The organism is Paenibacillus sp. NPDC093718, assembly GCF_050279985.1.
Classification (GTDB): Bacteria; Bacillota; Bacilli; order Paenibacillales; family Paenibacillaceae; genus Paenibacillus_AQ.
Genome location: NZ_JBNNUS010000012.1, coordinates 1 through 16802, shown reverse-complemented (window position 1 = coordinate 16802; position 16802 = coordinate 1). Strand labels below are relative to the sequence as shown.

Genomic DNA, 16802 nt, shown 5'->3' with positions numbered 1-16802 from the left:
CGGTCCGAAACGTAGATACGATGTTATCTGATGGGGATGCCATCTTCGAATTAATTTCAATATCAGTCTATATGCCTGTTCAACAATGTTTTCTAACTCAATTAGTTCTTTGATACATCTTTTCAAGTATGGTATTATATATTTAATAAAGACCAAGTGCGCTAACACTTGGTCCATACAATTGGCTTGGATGGGTAATCCCTTCTTAGTCATTTACGATCGGAAACCCACCTTCGGCGGTCAACCTTAGGGTGGGTTTTTACTTTCTCTTGTTGTTATTATTAATGTAAGTTAAAAGTGCAAGAATGAATGATCCAAATAGGAACATAATCGTTAGTGCATCTTTCACTTCCATGGCTTCACCTCCTTTCGAAGGGAAACCATGACCACCCAAGATTCAATTGTAGTTATATTTTACCTTTATATACATCTGCGTACAAGCGTTCTTATTATGACTTTGGATTTTTGATTCTAAATATGGTTTTAATACAATTGGCGGCCCTTTCAGATAACGTTCCTGTATTCACGACGTCCCACCGACTTAAGGCTGCGCCAGCAGCCGGCCGCGATGCGGTTAGTCGGTGCGGATGAGTCCGCTTGAACACGCTTCAATGTCATTCTCCTCGGGCGGACCGAGGAGCCGCCAGGCTCCGATGCGTGAAAATAATGTTATCTGAAGCCAGTGCCTTCTTCGAGTTCTCTAATTCTCATTTTTAATTCTTCTTTCAAGCTCTTTAACAAATACATCAATTGGATATTTATAATCGATTGGTTTGTAAATAAATCGATTATTCCACTTGTGTCGTAGAGCTTGATCTCTGAAATCTTCGTTTTCGCTCTCTAGGGTCTTCATAACAAGCATAATTTCATTCATTGTACTTATAACACTTCTACTATCCGTTTTGGTAATAGCCTTTTCGCTACATCTTTCTAAATAATATTGCGCTAGAGTATCAGGGATTTCTTCAACGGCAAAATAAGCTTCCAAATTATCTTTAAAGATTTCTCTTAGTTTATTTGCTTGATTTGTTCTAATACCAGTGACAGTTAAACTTAATCTAGAAAAGTCATTCATAAACACATAGTGCTTTCTACCATATAATTTGAAAAGGTTTACATGCCAACTAAAGAAAGAATCCGTATGTTCAATTGTTTCTGGTTTGGCATTTAGATCTTTTAATGTGTCTTTCGTTGTTTTGAAAATAATCATGACTTTTGTTCCTTTCGTTCTTGCACTGGTTTCAGATAACGTTACCGCATCTATGACGCGACCCGGCCGTAGATAGTCTTATCTTAGGTCGGGTCGTGTGTTGTCTGAATTTACGCCTAGGAGGCTTGCTTCTGACAACCAAGGGGCGAATGCCCCGCAGTATAGATGCATTGTTAAGTGATGTTACTGCCTTCTCTGTATTTACATTCTCATATACGATTTAGATGTAAATATTGTTTTCTATGTATTCTAGTTATTTATAGTATTTTAATGGTATTTCATCATGTTTTATATGTTATAATTTTCTAGTACAATATACGGCTATAAGGGCGGTCGGCTAATCTCCCAGAAGGGAGGTGATGCCCATGGAGGTCAAAGATGCACTTTCCTTAATGTTCATGTTCGGCATGTTCATTTTGGCATTGCTCACCTACATGAAAAAGAAATAGACCGCCCTGGCTAGGATAACGGTCTATTTCCGACCCATCTTACGTGGCCGACTGCTCTTTATGCAGTTGTTGTACTTTGGAGTCGTGTTCGCGCACGGCTCCTTACTTATTCTTACCTCAGTATAACTCATTTTATAACGCTTTTATAGGTTTTATTGATTATTTTTATTTATATAAGGTCTGTAATGTTGTCTGCGGTAATTTCACTTAACGTATTATCTACGAACTTCGTAAATAATTCCATATGTAGAGTATTCGTGAGTTTATTAAACTATCCTGCCAGTTAGTTTAATCTCCTTCTCCATTAACAGATGTGTCGCAGTACGACGAAATGATCGATTAACCTAGAAGATGAATGTATTGGACGCATACGAAATGTATGAAAAGTACTTGGCTATAGAGTAGCAGGATCAGATGTATAAATATCCCCCCCTAGACCAGTAGAGAGGGTCAAGCTATTTTCTTGTCGCAGTTCGCAAAAATACATCGTTCGGGGGATTGCATTTGTACAAGATAACGAGCAAGAAAGCCATAGAGCAGAGGCATCTGTAATTCTGAACGCAACATTGGTGCTAGGAAGCCTCAATTTTCCAGCCAATTCGGCAGTAGCAGATTCCGTAAGATCGGAGGCGCAAGTGAAAACATGGTCGTATTCGCCATCGATAAAGAGACGGATAAGATCAAGCGTATTAAGAACATCCTCAAGGATAAGCTCGGCGAGGGCTGGCGAGGGCGTTCGCATTGAACTCCTCGACGAACCGGTCGAATTCATCCAGACTCCGCTTGTTCATTTTAAATTTGAACGCATTCACCTCTATGAAAGCGCTTTTGCCCTATACATAATGGTGTTAGATCGTAGTAATGTAAATATTGCAATAATATAGAATAAAAATATCGAATTGTAAACTTTGTATGAAAGGAGGTGAAAAGGGCTCGACAAACTGTAGTCTCGCTTATTCATCTGGACATAACTACGACAACGAAAGCACCGGAGAAGCCAAAAGATTATAATCCCCTCGCAAAGGAGCAAGAAGCGGCCTTTCTTGAGAGGTAGAGCATATACCCTGGTTAAGTACAGGCTCTATTCCCGCCACCGGCTATTAAAGAAAAAAATCATATTTTTCAATTATCCTCCAAACGCTTCTATATGTCGAAGTTAAAAAGCTAAGAATGAGCGAGAAAGCAGGAGAAAACATTACTTTATAATGGGAGGGAATTTGAGATGTCCAAGTCCAAAAAAGGTTTAAGTCTAATGCTGATGTTAGCTATGACTGTTAGTTTAACGCCCCTTAGCTCCGCGGCCGAGGACGGCACGGGCAGCATAAGCATTCCTAACCGATACAACACACCCTACTCCGTCGATGACGATGAGATCTACATCTTCGCGGCCAACTACAAACCGCTCGAATATAGCACGAACGATGACGACCACACCGGCGGCGACGTGGTATTCAACGAGATCATCGGCGACAAGCTTCGGGAAGCCTTCCCGGGACTTAAGATCAAGTTCGGCACCTGGGACTATCCGGTCCGCTATGAGGATCTGGATGCGGCCGGGATCGTACCCGACATCATCATCGATAACCCTTACAACCGGATCGATCGTGATTTCGAGCATCGTGGTTGGGTTCAGGATATGACACCTATGATCGAGCAGAGCGGGCTCGACCTGAGCACGCTCAACCAGGCTGCAGTGGAGATGGTAAAGTCGCGGTCAGATGGCGGGATTTACGGCGTTCCGCTCTTTATTGACGACTATATGCTCTACTACAACAAGAAGATCTTCGATAAGTTCGGCGAGAAGTATCCGACGCCGGGCATGACGTACGACAAGATCTTCAAGCTGGCCAAGAAGCTGACCAGGCAGGATGGGCTCGACGCTTACAAGGGATACATGCAGCATCCCGACAACTACTTGCAGTATAACCAGCTCGGACTGTATCCGTTCCAGCCGACTGACAGCGAGGAGCCAGCACCTGCGGACGTGAAGGTGGACATCACGTCACCGGAGTGGAACCAATTGGGAGAGAACATCGATCGGTTCCTCTGGCTTCCTCGTAACGGGTTCACCACGGTTAACGACTTCCTCAAGGGCGACATGAGCCGTCCCGGGCATGTCGCGATGGCGGTGGACACGTTGCAGAAACTGCCGGCATACGTTGGCGACGATCTCTTCATCAAGGATGACGATGAGGCGAGTTTCCATGAGTATTTGAATAGTATCGATGTCGGCGTCACGTCGGTGCCAGTGCTCAATACTGGTTCAGAGACGACGTACCAGCCTAACACGATGGCGGCGTTCATTCCACCGCAGGCGCGCCATCAAGAGAAGGCCATCGAGATCGTGAAATGGCTGGTGTCGGAGGAGGGACAGGTAGCGCTGTCTCGCCATGCCATCAAGGGAGTCCTGGAGACGCCCGCAGTCGTGGACAGCTTTGGTGACGACATTCCAGGGCTGGCCAACGTCGACACCTCGGGTGTTTACTGGGGTTCCAATGCTGTCGTACAGAACTACCAGAACACCGAGTACTGGGATATTCCGCTGTATTCCGTGTTCCGGCAGCACGTGTTGAAGGACGCGATGTCGGTTGAGGCGGCATTTACCGTCTCCGAGACCGTGGAAATTCCCAACTACATCAAATCCCAGGCGGAATCGGGTAAAGACTGGTAAGCAAAGGTCGTACCCTTGAACAGACTCTGAGCTCAAAATAAAGAAGATCGGCTTATCGTACCTGTGCAAACAGGAATGAAATAAGGAGCAGCTGCCGCGGTGGTGAACTGCTCCTTGATCGTTTAACTAACGTTTCCTGTTAGGAATAAATTATCTTCGTTGAACTATCGTCTCCCGTTAGTTGAACGCATTTAAGCTATTACAGAAATCTCTTATTTATAATTTAGGTCTTCTTCGCAGTTTCAATAAGAAGATTGTAGATAAGATTTACAGCATTATTACGTTCGAAAGAACTCATATTTTCAATATACTGTTCCTTTCTTTCTGATAAATCATTAATACTAGCAATCAAGCTATCAGTGTTCAATTGTTCTTCATGTAGCACTTTACAGTAACCCTTGCTTTCAAAAGAACCTGCATTTAGAAGTTGATCTCCTCTACTTTGTTCCTTAGTTAAAGGAATCAAAATCATTGGTTTCTTTAAAGATAAAAACTCAAAAATTGAATTAGAACCAGCTCGTGAGATTACAATATCGCACATGGCTAATATGTCTGGTAATTCTTCATTTATATACTCATATTCGCGGTACTCAGAATTTGAAATTGAAGAATCAAGATGTCCTTTTCCACAAATATGAATGACTCGAAATCTTTTTGTTAATTGTCTTAAAGATTCTCTAATTACATGATTGATTTTCCGTGATCCTAAACTCCCTCCCATTATTAGTATTGTGGGCTTTTTATTGTTGGAAAACCCCACAAATGCCCGTCCACGTTCCCCATTTCCCTTTGTTAATTCTTCTCTAAGAACGGGTCCTACATAATGACATTTACGATCCTTAAAGGCAGAAGCTGTTTCAGGAAAAGTAGTGCATATCAGACTAGCAAACGGACTTGCGAGCTTGTTGGCTAAGCCTGGAGTTAAATCAGATTCATGTATGATAACTGGAATCTTGTTCAACCATGCACCAATGACAACTGGTACAGAAACAAAACCGCCTTTAGAAAACACAATATCTGGTTGCAGCTTCTTTAGAAGTTGGTATGCTTGGAAAATTCCTTTCACCACTTTAAATGGGTCCTTTACGTTCTTCCAATCTAGATACCGTCGTAGCTTCCCTGTAGAGATTGAATGGTATTTCACATTAAAGTTAGATGTGATTAGTTGCCGTTCAATACCATCCACTGAACCAATATATTCGGCTACCCAGCCTGAACGGATAAATTCAGGAATCAAAGCAATATTGACTGTTACATGTCCTGCAGATCCACCGCCAGTAAAAATTACTTTTTTTATTTTAACCACCCACCGATGTTGTTTTAGTTCATTATACTCGATGCACTTTCTAAATATCTCAAGTGTTGTTAACTCGCACGTCAATTGAATATAAGCAGCCGATCACATTCATCGGCTACCAGTCCACTTGCTCTTATCTTAATATTTCTTTGGTTATTTAAACTATCCTGCCCGTTAGTTTATTAAAAAAAGGCCGTTTACCGCCGTCGATGAAATCCTATCGGGAATGTGACAATGTTCTTGTCATCAGTCGGGATTGTTATCAAGTTCTTGTCATTGTGTTTTGACAAGAACTTGATAACATAAATATAAAAAGCCGCATAATTGGTATTATCCCCTTTTAGTAGACAAGAGAAAAAAGACATCTGTTAAGATGGACTTAATCTTGCCTAACGAAGGGGATTTTTTCATGGCTAAAAAAGGACAAGCTTACCGACGGTACTCCTTGGAATTGAAATTGGAGGCGGCCCGGCTGGTCAACGAAGAACATATGAGTATTCGTGAAGTAGCAAAACGTTTAGATATTCAAAATAAATCTCAAGTACAAGTATGGGCGGCGAAAACGAAACGTGGAATGAGCCTAGAACCTGCCACATCCAAACGGGGACGCCCCAGAACGAAGTTTTCCAGTATGGAAGAAGAGATGGCATACTTGCGAGCGGAGATTGAATATTTAAAAAAGCAGTATCCAAATCTACACAAGGAGTGACGAGTAAAGCAGCTAGATTTCAGATCATAGAGGACTTGCGAGTACGGCATCCTCTTGTTTGGCTCTTGAAGTTAGCCGCGGTTTCCCGTTCAGGCTATTACAAGTGGAGAAAAAGCTTGCAGGCGGCAAAAGAACGTAGACAAAAGCAGCATGAATTGGAATCGCATCTGCTTGCCATCCATCGCATTCATCCCTACTTTGGCTATCTTCGAATGACGGTAGCTTTACGGAGGGAAGGCATTAGGGTCAACCACAAAAAGGTGTACCGATTAATGAAACAATTAGGAATCTGTTCTGTCATTCGAAAGAAGCGTCGATTCATTGGAAAACAAGCTTCTGTGGTGAATCCGAATCGGCTTCAGCGCCAGTTTAAGGCGGACACGCCACGAACTAAACTGGTCACAGATATTACCTATATTCGAGCTGGAGAACAATTTGCGTACCTGTCTGTGATTCAGGATTTATACAATAACGAGATTGTAGCTTGGCATCTTTCGGAACGAAATGGCCTCGCTTTGGTTCATGAAACGCTGGATAGACTCCGTCAGCACGTGAATGTGAGTGGGGTAATCCTACACTCGGATCAAGGATTTCAATACACGTCAAAACCATTTAACCGTAAACTGAAACAACTCGGCATGCTAGGCAGTCACTCTAGGCGAGGAAATTGCCTGGACAATGCTTGTATCGAGTCTTTCTTCTCTCATTTAAAGACCGAGAAAATATACTTGAATGAGGCAGCAAACAAAGCGGAGGTTGAGCAGCAAGTGAGCGAATACATTCTGTTCTACAACCAGAACCGATTCCAGAAAAAATTAAACGACCGTTCCCCGGTAGAATACCGGGAAACGGCCGCAGCTTAAATCATGTCTTTTTTGTACTGTCTACTTGACAGGGTTATGACCATTTTAGCGACTTTCTATGGGACCATTTTCTTGTCCTTCGACACCATCCTATGATCTGATTTCTGATCCACATGTTTAATCCTCTCATTTCTCTCTTATATCCATTATATTACAACGAAGATCTCTTCATATTGCAGCCGTTAGCGTAATGACTGTACCCAAACCACATGCCACCCCACATATTGGAACTATTCTGCCCTTTAGCTTAATGAATTTGTATGGAAACATAGTTAGATACTTATCTAATCGGTAATCGGCTCATGTTCTTGTCCTTTTCGGCAATCGGTACAAGTTCTTGTACCGATAAAACAAAAAAGTCGCTAAAATTAGCTACTTTCTATGGCTCGATCTCTCTGTAATAGCGATTGCCTTGTTAATTATTTATCTAGATCAGCTTTGAAAAGAATGATTATAGAGTATCCCGATAATTGATAAAGATATAAGGTTTTCAGATAGTTACTTAGGAAGTGAGGTTTGTTTTACCAAAAGCAAGCATTGTAGCTATGCCTCCCCAGAAAGCAAGAACTAACAATATTAAATGTAAAAAAAGCCCCAGTAAACTTGTCGACGAGAAATCTGCACTTCCCACATAAAACCACAAAAATAGTGGAGGTAATTGCGCTAAAATTAGTAATAACATGGAAAAAAGCGTGATTCCTAAAATAAAGCGTTTATAACGTTGGCTTTGTGATAAATTATATAAGAAAGAACCGGCAAATAATCCGAAACCACCAAAAACAGCAAATAATGCCCACTTTTCTGTAGCCATCGTGGCTTGAGTTATTTCTGGTCCAAGGGATATCGGTAATCCTAAGTTTAAAAAGAAGGGTAAGTACAAAAACCCGGTAAAAACTGATAGTAAAGAAACTATTCTGATGATGCATGGAAAGTTACCAAGTCTTGTAATGGCCATAATCCTAATGCCCCTTTCATGTTATTGATTACTTTATCTGTATAATTTTATATATTATTATAGAGAATTAATCCTTTATATCCAATTTTATATAATTTATGAACTGATTTTAGATGAAACTGTCATGGGAAGGGACTTGTGGCTATTCATTTTGGGAATCAACATCTACAACTAACTAAAGCGTTTCAACCTCCAGTGATGTAGTGATTTCTGTGAAGAAAGTTCAGGTACATTAATAAGACCAGTCCAAACTATGAAATAGGAGGAACAGAAATGAAAAAAGTCAAAACATTAATAACGATATTACTATGTTGCTTAATCATTGGTTGCAATCAATCCAAGGTAGAGAAAAGTGATTTTATTATTGATAAAGTAATTAACGATGATAACACACCTATGATTGCAGTCGTACGAAATATATCTAAAAATGACGCAGCCAATAATGAGCTGTCCGACTATTTAAATAATGATAATCCAGACGATGTTATTTATTACCACATAACAGATATTAAATTATACGAGGATCTAGAAATTGGTGAGAGAGTTACAGTAACAGCTCCAACTACTTTGCTTACGAGCCCGCCTCAAGCTATAGCGATAGAAGTTAAAAGATATGAAGATTAAAATTTTCAACCGAATTGTTAAAAACTGATCATCTCTAGTTGGTAAATTCTTGAGGTTTATGCGTTCTTCAACCTAACTTTATTGTAATTATTATAAAACATACATTAGCTCGCCCCCTCCATATATCGTTATTTTCTCTTCCTCTCATATCTCGTAAATCCTTTTTTCAACCCCCACACTGCACATCGCCCATTGATGGTGAACATCGACAGCAGCACGTGTTTGTCCCTCGCCGAAAGCAGTATTTTTCTATTATGGTTTATCAAGCTCAAGAACTCGATTGGTGTTTTGCTCAGATGTGCTAAAATCTGATTGACAATGGGCTTAATCTCACAGCTCTCAAGAAAATCCAAACAGCGTCCTGAAGGAAGTTATACAGGCCGATGGCTTACTTTGCCTGTTCTATAAGCATCTTCCATGGCTTTTCATACTTCTTTGTTTTCCTCGAATTTATAGTATTTCATCGACTTCGATTCAATTCTTCGCTTTACGACTATCGATGATACGGTTATTCAAACTATCCTGCCCGTAAACTTAAGGAAAGAAGATGATCAATCTGACCGGCTGCTTTCTTGTTTTTAACTAACGTTTCCTTTAGTTAAATGCTCAGAATTGTATTTTGTTTAGCTTCGTACAGACGGTTTATATTCGTTTTGGAATGATGCTTTTGTTTCTCGTATTTTAGATTACAGCAACTCCTACACTATTATCTCCGTACTTATTCAAAGATGTTAAACTACGTTTCTCTGTTTGCTTCATATGATGAAGTTGCAGTATACTGCTGCCATTTTAACGCAACAGAAATCCGTGATTGGGTACTTAACTCTGAATAAAAGCATTGACCATCTCGAAACTCTGGTTCTGGTTCATAAAAGATGCCCGTTAGAAGCTGAAGTCCTTCACACCTAGCACCAAACGTCGATACTCGCTGTTTCACAGCATCATCGAGTAGTCCAGATATAAGTGGCTTTATAAAAGACGGATCTCCAATCACAGATGCTAATTTGATGGCACAGTATTGAATGTTAATATCTTGATCTTTAAATAGTTCGATCAATTTACTTGATAATTCACTCCACATATCTTCTCTATTATGTAGGACAAACAATGCTGCCATTCTAACGTAGCTGTTTAGATCATTTAGCATGACTTCCATTATGTTATATGTAATCTCAGACGAAGCAGCTAATTTAATCAGTGAAGCAGCACGGACTTTAGGAAATGGAGAGTTAATCAATAATATCTTCAGTTCGTCCGTCGTTTTACAACAACTTATTTCGTTCCCCTTAGAGAGTACACTTGAAATTAAGCGTCTTTCATCCAGTACAGCTGTTTCATTGTTATTTTGATTATGAGCTTTGGTAAAAGACTTGGCGGGATACGCAGCGGCTGCTTTAACATTGACTAGCCCGGCGACTGCGCCATGCCACTCATCTTTATAAACCGCCGTCATTTTCATTGCGAATTCAACCTGACTTGCTGTCCATTCTGGATTTGCTTGCCAAATACACGCTGCACAACCTAAGACAATTGGAGCAGCATATGAGGTTCCTTCTGTTCTAGCGTATCCATAAGGAAGCTTATCGAATGGAGCAGTATAGTGATTATCGTACTCATCAGTGGACTGAAATGGCAATGGAAGAACTACATTTTCAGCTGGAGCCAAGATTTCAGGTATTCGTTTTCCTTCAAAAGTTATACCTCGGCAGCCGTGGTAGGGAATAATCACATCTTGATTTTGAGGTACGATTACACCGCCAACCGACAAAACAGACGGTGAAGATGCTGGCCCGCTACATGTCAGCTCTTTTGTATTCCCCGAAGCGACAACAACAAGTAGCCCTTCTGTGGCCAGTTTTTCACAATAAACCCTAATAGGATCTGCTTGCCAAGGAAGAAGCCCTGTATCCCTCGTATAAGCCAGCGTTAAAACAACTCCGCGTATACCGTATCTCCGAAAGTTCTTTAGAAGCCAGCTTAAGGCTATGACAAACTTATCTTCTGATTCCTCAACTGTACGAAAAGCCCCTGTCTCCAGCAAATATAGATCAGCTTCAGGTGCAGCACCGGTATAGTATCCCGAGGCTAGCGATCCAGAGCCAGCGGCGGCAGCGGCTGTCATTAGTCCATGATTGCTTCTCCAAGGCGCTTCACTTCTTTGAAATAATTGCGGTTTTATATCTGCTTCTGAGGTCTTCACAAGGTAAACGTGACGTTGATTGTTTGTTGTTATATCAGGATGAGGTGGAAAATATCCATCCACTACTGCGATAGCAATGTTTTCTCCTGTAAGGTGCGATGGGACATCGAGGAAATCTCTTATGGATGGCCATTCCATGTTCTTAGCTCCCTTCTAAAAATACAATCGATCAGCACATTGTACTTAATTAATTCCTATCATTTAAAGGCTCTTTGAGGTGTGTTCTCATGTTAGTTCTTGAGAGTAATTTTTGTCATTGAGTTATTACATAAATTTGCAAACTTTAAACAAAAAAAGCCGCATAGAATGCGACTTTCAAAGTCATCATGCTCTTGTCTTTCGATATTTGTCATTCCACATAAATCCCCCTCAGATCATCACGATTTTCTCAACCGGCTTCATGCATTGTGGAGGCGTAACACTTATCATCTAATTTTATTACTTTCCTCCAACATGAAACACACCAATTACCGTCTCACCATCAACATCAAACAGCGGAATATCCCGACCATCAGGTGATCTACTGTTCTGTATTGCAATGGCTTCCTCGGGTGATTTTGGCAGCTCGCCATCTAAGTCTTTTTTTAGCACATAGCCTGCAGTGCCATCCACACCTATAGCACTGATTAATTTAGGTTCCGTTTCTGGAGTAGTGGCATCTGCGCTAGAACCGTATGTTTGTCCGTTATTATTCTTAGGATAATTCAAATTCTTAGCGCTAATATGAAAAGAACCAATTATGGTTTTCCCATAAACATCATACAGTGGGACATTACCAGGTTCACCGAGATAATCTTTTTTCAGCAAATACCCATCAATGCCATTCACATTTCCTGCATGGATTAAATCAGGTAGCATTTCAACGGAGGTGGTTTCTTCAGCAGAACCGTATGTCTGTCCATATTCATTTTCAGGATAGTTAGGAGAATTTGTATGGCTTTGATTAGTCGTACTATTAACATATGTGCTTTGGAATACCATTACACCTCCTACTACACAAACTATTAAAAACACACCAATCAATATTCTTTTGCTTTTAGAATACATCCTCACATTTTCGCTCCTTTCTCACTCTTCCCACTGTAACCGTTCCCCCCGTCCTTTTCACTTCATATAATACACCAAATAATGGAATTTGCGCAATTCTTCCCGTTAGCTTAATGAAATTTCATGGAAACATAGTTAGATACTTATCTAATCGGTAATCGGTTCATGTTCTTGTCCTTTACGGCAACCGGTACAAGTTCTTGTCCTCGACTCGGGACAAGAACTTGTACCGATAAAACAAAAAAGCCGCTATTTTAGCGACTTTCTATGGGACCATGTTCTTGTCCCCCGACAACTGTCTGGACACGTTCGAGCACTGATCCATCTTGCACCCTTAAGCCGTAAAGAAGGTCGAAGTCTGCCGGCAATTTCCTTGTTTTTTATTTTCATATCCCTCGATCCTCTGTTCTTTTATTAGAAAGCATTGATCGGGGCTCCTGTTGACTGTGAGCCACATTTTATCGGACTCTATCATTTCAATAAAATGTTTAGAAAAGACTACTTCGATAAGCGCCTTACTTAAATTTTCTCATTTAATTTCTTTAATTCTTCATAGTTTGTGATTTTAAGCTTTATTTTCCCTTCTTGATGAGTGTTCGTTTCATAATAAATATCTGTAATTAAGTCAGAGATTCTTTTTGAATCTTGAACCATCTGATCAAATACTTCTTGATCCTTGACACTTATTATCCCTGTTTTATTAAAATTTGAAGATATTGTATTAATTTTTGTAATCATTTTATCTGCAATAGGGCCCAATAAGTTTGTTGATACTCCTGAATCAATAACTTTAGAATAGCTTTGAACACTCTGTAATCGATTATTTATTTCTTCTATATTGTTTCTATCTAAACCTTCGTAGTTTTGCATACCCTGGTAAAAATCCCAGACTTGAAATAAAGAACTACCTATTATAGATTCCAACTTCACTTTTATGCTTCTATTTTTTTCGATGTTTTGATTAATCAAAAATATAGATACAAAAATCAATGCTATTACAGAAAATGAGATCAACAACTTCTTAATACCTCTTCTCAAATCAATCATCCCTTTCTAATTGTTACACCTTTCTTTATAAAAAATACTTATCACCTTCAAATAACAGTTGTAAATGATATCTTAAATTTCCCTAATATATGAGAAGGCATTATGGCCATATTGTTTCTCAATAATAATTTCAAAGGTGGTAGTTATTTATGAGTCTACAAGGAAAAAAATTATTCTTGACCCTGGTCATGGCGGTAAATTCCCTGGAACAGTTGAGGGTGGTAGTATTGAAAAAAATATCGTTCTCCAAGTTTCGCAACGGATTAGAACCAAATTAGTGAATGAAGGAGCATTGGTTTATATGACCCGTACCACTGATAAGGACTTTGGCGGTACAACTGCGGGTACTGATATCAATAATCGTGTCGCATATATTAATAATAACATCCCTGCGTCTCACGCTTTAGTCAGCATCCATGTTAATGCAATTGGAGGAAGAATTGGTTCGTTTTACCAGCAAAACGCTACTGCATCTAAAACTTTTGCAGAGACGATTCAAAGAGCTTGTACCCCTTGGTTTGATGTCTTTGGTTGTTATTCAGCTGACTTTGCTATTCTACGTGATACAACTAAGGCGAGTGCAAAATCTCTTATCGAAATTGGCGTCATTGACGATTATGAACTAAATGCTGCTTGGAAACAAGAGCGTATAGCCTCCGCCATTGTAGATGGGATTAGAAATTATCTTTCTTAAAAATGACTCTTCGGTTGTTTATGAAAAGGGCGTTCATTTATACGAGTGATAAGATTCCAAAAACAGTAAAAATAAGACCTCTTTCCACTTCTAAGGAGTAGAAAGAGGTCTTATTTTGAGTTCAAAAGAATTTCATATCAATTCGAAACCAGTATTCTTATCGTTTCTTACTGCAGCAGAAACTGGATAGGAAAGCATGTCGTCTGACAGGGAAAGGAGGTAATATTTATCTGTAACATTCGTATTCAGCCATCTGCAGCTCCTTGATCTATTATGACATTCGACAGCCCCCGAGCGCTAAATTAGACAAAGCTATAGAAACTAGCCATATGTACCGGTTTGTACGTGTGCGATCGGGTTAATATACATTGCTATAATTAGGCTTTTTTATCTAACTTCCGAATTAGCTGACTCACGTAACCTTGGGAAAAACCGAGTTTTTTTGCCCATTCGCCTTGTGTAGCATTGGGAGAGGTCTGCATCATCTCGGCGAGCCGTCTCAAAGCGTTCGCCCCTTTTCCTTCACTCTTTTCTTTTTCCGGTTGTTCACCGCTTTCCAAAGCGGCGGCGCTTTCAAGCATAGCCATCGAGTCTAAGGCAGGTTGAGGAACCATATCTCGTAAACAAGATGAGCAAACTTGCCGCCCTCGGAAGTAACTTATAGAGTCCATCGAATCACAAAACAAACACCCAGCTTGATATTTACGAAACATCAACCGATTCGTCTGCTCATCCATAAAAAACTCAACAGAATCTCCCTCATTCATCCCCATAACCTTTCGTAATTCGATGGGGATTACAATCCGGCCAAGCTCATCCACCTGCCTGACAATTCCGATACTTTTCATGTTGCTCCCTCCTTCAAGCAAATAACCATTATGCAATCAACATAACTTCTATTGCTAGTTAATCCTAATTTTATCAAAAATGTAGGATTTATTTCCCTATTTGAACCAACTTTTCTATATAATTCAGTGTTTTATATTATGGGTGACTATTAAATAAGAAAACTGAAAGGTGATGATGATTTCATGTTTAAGTCAAAAGTGAAAATTACCGTCGGTCTTCTTTCCATTACTGCATCAATTCTTGTAATTGGTCTTTTCATCAAAACAAGTTTTGCTGATGATTTGTCTAGTGGCAAAGAAATTCAAGTTTCATCATTTAGCCAGCAACAGCCTGTAACAACAGAAGAGGAACAAAAAATTAATGAGAAAGTTGAAGCCATCTACACTAAATTCGGTGAATTTAGAAGGTCGGCAAATATATCAACGGTAAATGAGAAGGGTAACAACTCAGAAGAAGTTGTTTACGATCTTTATGAAGTTACAGCTAAAACTAAGGTGATTATAACTAATGGCCGGGAATATATTAAGCAATAAGAAATAAGATGCAACCTCTATAAGGTGCATCTCAAGAAAGGCTGTCGAGAAAGTTTCGACGGGTCTGTCAAGATTTCTGTGTAAACTCATTTCCAAGTAATCCCCCCGAGGGGGGATTTGGCGTTTCTAACGTAAGTAGTTGCTGACCCGATCCGGAAAGAAGACCGAAAGCTGGAGCAGCATCTGTCCCCAGTTTTGGACGCGGCCTGTCCATTTCCGGGTCACATCCATCGTGGCCAGATAGAGCATTTTCAGCAGTGCTTCATCGGTCGAAAAATACTCTTCCCCTTGGTCACTTTGCGAAGCTGCCGGTGGTAACTCTCAATCATGTTGGTTGTGTAGATGAGTTTGCGGATCTCAGGCGGGTACTTAAAGAAGGTTGAGAGTTCCTCCCAGTTGCTGCGCCAAGAGCGGACAATGAGCGGATACTTGGCGCCCCAGACTTCCTCGAAGCGGTCCAGTTCCAGCAGCGCCCCTTCCTCCGTGGCAGCCTTGTAAATCGGCTTCAGGTCCGCGGTGACTTTCTTGAGATCCTTGTACGACACGTAGCGAGTGGAATTACGGATTTGGTGGATGATACACTTTTGGATCTCGGTCTTTGGATAGCAGGCAGCAATCGCTTCGGAGAAACCACTCAGATTGTCCACGCAGATGATGAGAATGTCTTGGACACCACGATTTCGCAGGTCATTTAGGACGCTTAACCAGAACTTACTGGATTCATTCTCCCCGATCCACATGCCCAGCACATCCTTGTTTCCGTCCAGGTCGATGCCGATCACCATGTAGGCCGCTTTGTTTACAATGGCCCCGTCCTGCTTCACTTTGAAGTGAATCGCATCCATGTAAACGACGGCGTACACGCCTTGAAGCGGCCGATTCTGCCATTCCTTAATGAGAGGCACGATTTTGTTAGTGACATTGGAAATGAGCGTAGGCGAGACTTCAATGCCGTACAGGTTTTGCAGATGGTCTTGAATCTCTCGTGTGCTGACACCTTTGGCGTACAGGGCGATGATCTGCTCTTCGATGCCGGATACATTCTTCTGGTGCTTTTGCACAACAGCCGGCTCGAACTCACCGAGCCGATCCCGGGGAACCGCAATTTCCTGCTCTCCGTATTCGCTAACCACCGTCTTCTTGCTCTTGCCATTTCGGCTGTTTGGCGTCATCTTGGCCTTGACCTCATGCTTTTCGTAGCCTAAATGCGTATCGAGTTCGGCTTCCAGCATCTCTTGCAGAGTTTCAGCAAACAGTTCTTTCAAGGCATTCTGCGCGTCTTGTGCCGTTACCAGCTTGTTCTCCTTAATGAAGGCTCGCAATTGCTCTTTCGTCCAAAGTCCCATGTATTCTCCCCAACCTTTCTATTACTTTCCATTTTAATAGATTTGGGAGTTTACACAAACTATTTTACAGACTCGTTTCGACAGCTCTTTTTATGTCCGGTCCGATATAAGCCCTCTTTGTTTCTATTATTCCCTATGGAATGGCATAGCTCGATCGGGCAACATCAAATATGAGCAGGCTGCTGCAGCCTGCTCAACATTAAGTTTTATTGAACTAACGTTTCCCGTTAGTGGAATACCCTGAGTAATAATTTACAATTGTAATACCATCAAACTGTGCTTCTTCTTTATATTGAATCAGTACGTTC

General features: G+C 40.8%; 14 protein-coding genes and 1 pseudogene. 6 read left to right on the top strand and 9 right to left on the bottom strand.

The window, feature by feature from the left end; genetic code table 11:
* Positions 1 to 259 precede the first annotated feature (259 nt).
* The gene (locus ACQKPA_RS27850; RefSeq protein WP_227011709.1) at positions 260 to 355 is read right to left on the bottom strand and encodes a putative holin-like toxin; all 96 of its coding nucleotides are present in this window, start codon (positions 353 to 355) and stop codon (positions 260 to 262) included.
* A 345-nt stretch (positions 356 to 700) separates the two neighbouring features.
* Complete coding sequence (locus ACQKPA_RS27845) at positions 701 to 1210, bottom strand: DUF6933 domain-containing protein (protein ID WP_427495673.1); 510 nt, start codon at positions 1208 to 1210, stop codon at positions 701 to 703.
* A gap of 365 nt (positions 1211 to 1575) precedes the next feature.
* Between ACQKPA_RS27845 and ACQKPA_RS27840 the strand changes: the two genes are divergently transcribed.
* Together ACQKPA_RS27840 and ACQKPA_RS27835 are read left to right on the top strand one after the other, a co-directional pair.
* A complete protein-coding gene (locus ACQKPA_RS27840; protein WP_220687457.1) occupies positions 1576 to 1659 on the top strand; it encodes a putative holin-like toxin in 84 nt (27 codons plus the stop codon).
* A 1222-nt stretch (positions 1660 to 2881) separates the two neighbouring features.
* Positions 2882 to 4330 carry an ABC transporter substrate-binding protein gene (locus ACQKPA_RS27835; RefSeq protein WP_427495672.1) on the top strand — a complete coding sequence of 483 codons (1449 nt, stop codon included), beginning with the start codon at positions 2882 to 2884 and terminating at the stop codon, positions 4328 to 4330.
* A 223-nt stretch (positions 4331 to 4553) separates the two neighbouring features.
* On the opposite strand, the gene ACQKPA_RS27830 is transcribed toward ACQKPA_RS27835, so the two are convergent.
* Positions 4554 to 5627, bottom strand: coding sequence for an undecaprenyldiphospho-muramoylpentapeptide beta-N-acetylglucosaminyltransferase (locus ACQKPA_RS27830; protein WP_427495815.1), 1074 nt, complete (start codon positions 5625 to 5627; stop codon positions 4554 to 4556).
* A 409-nt stretch (positions 5628 to 6036) separates the two neighbouring features.
* On the opposite strand from ACQKPA_RS27830, the gene ACQKPA_RS27825 reads away from it, so the two are divergent.
* Positions 6037 to 7199, top strand: a protein-coding gene (locus ACQKPA_RS27825) for an IS3 family transposase (protein ID WP_427495671.1) whose coding sequence is annotated in 2 segments (ribosomal slippage) — positions 6037 to 6301 and positions 6301 to 7199 — 1164 coding nt in all. Because the reading frame shifts where the segments join, the coding sequence is not laid out codon by codon here.
* 502 nt (positions 7200 to 7701) lie between these two features.
* On the opposite strand, the gene ACQKPA_RS27820 is transcribed toward ACQKPA_RS27825, so the two are convergent.
* Positions 7702 to 8154 carry a hypothetical protein gene (locus ACQKPA_RS27820; RefSeq protein ID WP_427495670.1) on the bottom strand — a complete coding sequence of 151 codons (453 nt, stop codon included), beginning with the start codon at positions 8152 to 8154 and terminating at the stop codon, positions 7702 to 7704.
* A gap of 273 nt (positions 8155 to 8427) precedes the next feature.
* Here ACQKPA_RS27820 and ACQKPA_RS27815 point away from each other — a divergent pair, with 273 nt between their 5' ends.
* Positions 8428 to 8778, top strand: a complete 351-nt coding sequence (locus ACQKPA_RS27815; protein WP_427495669.1) for a DUF3221 domain-containing protein — start codon at positions 8428 to 8430, stop codon at positions 8776 to 8778.
* A gap of 736 nt (positions 8779 to 9514) precedes the next feature.
* On the opposite strand, the gene ACQKPA_RS27810 is transcribed toward ACQKPA_RS27815, so the two are convergent.
* From ACQKPA_RS27810 to ACQKPA_RS27800, 3 genes are all read right to left on the bottom strand, one after another.
* Positions 9515 to 11116 carry a S8 family serine peptidase gene (locus ACQKPA_RS27810; RefSeq protein WP_427495668.1) on the bottom strand — a complete coding sequence of 534 codons (1602 nt, stop codon included), beginning with the start codon at positions 11114 to 11116 and terminating at the stop codon, positions 9515 to 9517.
* 300 nt (positions 11117 to 11416) lie between these two features.
* Positions 11417 to 12025, bottom strand: a complete 609-nt coding sequence (locus ACQKPA_RS27805; protein WP_427495667.1) for a hypothetical protein — start codon at positions 12023 to 12025, stop codon at positions 11417 to 11419.
* 519 nt (positions 12026 to 12544) lie between these two features.
* The gene (locus tag ACQKPA_RS27800; RefSeq protein WP_427495666.1) at positions 12545 to 13063 is read right to left on the bottom strand and encodes a hypothetical protein; all 519 of its coding nucleotides are present in this window, start codon (positions 13061 to 13063) and stop codon (positions 12545 to 12547) included.
* 145 nt (positions 13064 to 13208) lie between these two features.
* Here ACQKPA_RS27800 and ACQKPA_RS27795 point away from each other — a divergent pair, with 145 nt between their 5' ends.
* The gene (locus ACQKPA_RS27795; protein WP_427495665.1) at positions 13209 to 13766 is read left to right on the top strand and encodes an N-acetylmuramoyl-L-alanine amidase family protein; all 558 of its coding nucleotides are present in this window, start codon (positions 13209 to 13211) and stop codon (positions 13764 to 13766) included.
* 377 nt (positions 13767 to 14143) lie between these two features.
* Here ACQKPA_RS27795 and ACQKPA_RS27790 read toward each other — a convergent pair whose 3' ends face one another.
* Positions 14144 to 14614: an AbrB/MazE/SpoVT family DNA-binding domain-containing protein gene (locus ACQKPA_RS27790; RefSeq protein WP_427495664.1), complete on the bottom strand. Its 471-nt coding sequence runs from the start codon at positions 14612 to 14614 to the stop codon at positions 14144 to 14146.
* Positions 14615 to 14797: 183 nt separating this feature from the next.
* Here ACQKPA_RS27790 and ACQKPA_RS27785 point away from each other — a divergent pair, with 183 nt between their 5' ends.
* Positions 14798 to 15148 (top strand): hypothetical protein, encoded by a 351-nt coding sequence (locus ACQKPA_RS27785; protein ID WP_427495663.1) that lies wholly within the window; start codon positions 14798 to 14800, stop codon positions 15146 to 15148.
* Positions 15149 to 15274: 126 nt separating this feature from the next.
* On the opposite strand, the pseudogene ACQKPA_RS27780 reads toward ACQKPA_RS27785, so the two are convergent.
* Positions 15275 to 16494: pseudogene (locus ACQKPA_RS27780) on the bottom strand (IS256 family transposase).
* Positions 16495 to 16802 lie beyond the last annotated feature (308 nt).

Bases quoted from the DNA above. Each gene is read 5' to 3' on its own strand.
- ACQKPA_RS27835 (WP_427495672.1), top strand. From the start codon at position 2,882: ATGTCCAAGTCCAAAAAAGGTTTAAGTCTAATGCTGATGTTAGCTATG.
- ACQKPA_RS27790 (WP_427495664.1), bottom strand. From the start codon at position 14,614: ATGAAAAGTATCGGAATTGTCAGGCAGGTGGATGAGCTTGGCCGGATT.
- ACQKPA_RS27845 (WP_427495673.1), bottom strand. From the start codon at position 1,210: ATGATTATTTTCAAAACAACGAAAGACACATTAAAAGATCTAAATGCC.
- ACQKPA_RS27805 (WP_427495667.1), bottom strand. From the start codon at position 12,025: ATGTATTCTAAAAGCAAAAGAATATTGATTGGTGTGTTTTTAATAGTT.
- ACQKPA_RS27840 (WP_220687457.1), top strand. From the start codon at position 1,576: ATGGAGGTCAAAGATGCACTTTCCTTAATGTTCATGTTCGGCATGTTC.
- ACQKPA_RS27810 (WP_427495668.1), bottom strand. From the start codon at position 11,116: ATGGAATGGCCATCCATAAGAGATTTCCTCGATGTCCCATCGCACCTT.
- ACQKPA_RS27815 (WP_427495669.1), top strand. From the start codon at position 8,428: ATGAAAAAAGTCAAAACATTAATAACGATATTACTATGTTGCTTAATC.
- ACQKPA_RS27850 (WP_227011709.1), bottom strand. From the start codon at position 355: ATGGAAGTGAAAGATGCACTAACGATTATGTTCCTATTTGGATCATTC.
- ACQKPA_RS27820 (WP_427495670.1), bottom strand. From the start codon at position 8,154: ATGGCCATTACAAGACTTGGTAACTTTCCATGCATCATCAGAATAGTT.
- ACQKPA_RS27785 (WP_427495663.1), top strand. From the start codon at position 14,798: ATGTTTAAGTCAAAAGTGAAAATTACCGTCGGTCTTCTTTCCATTACT.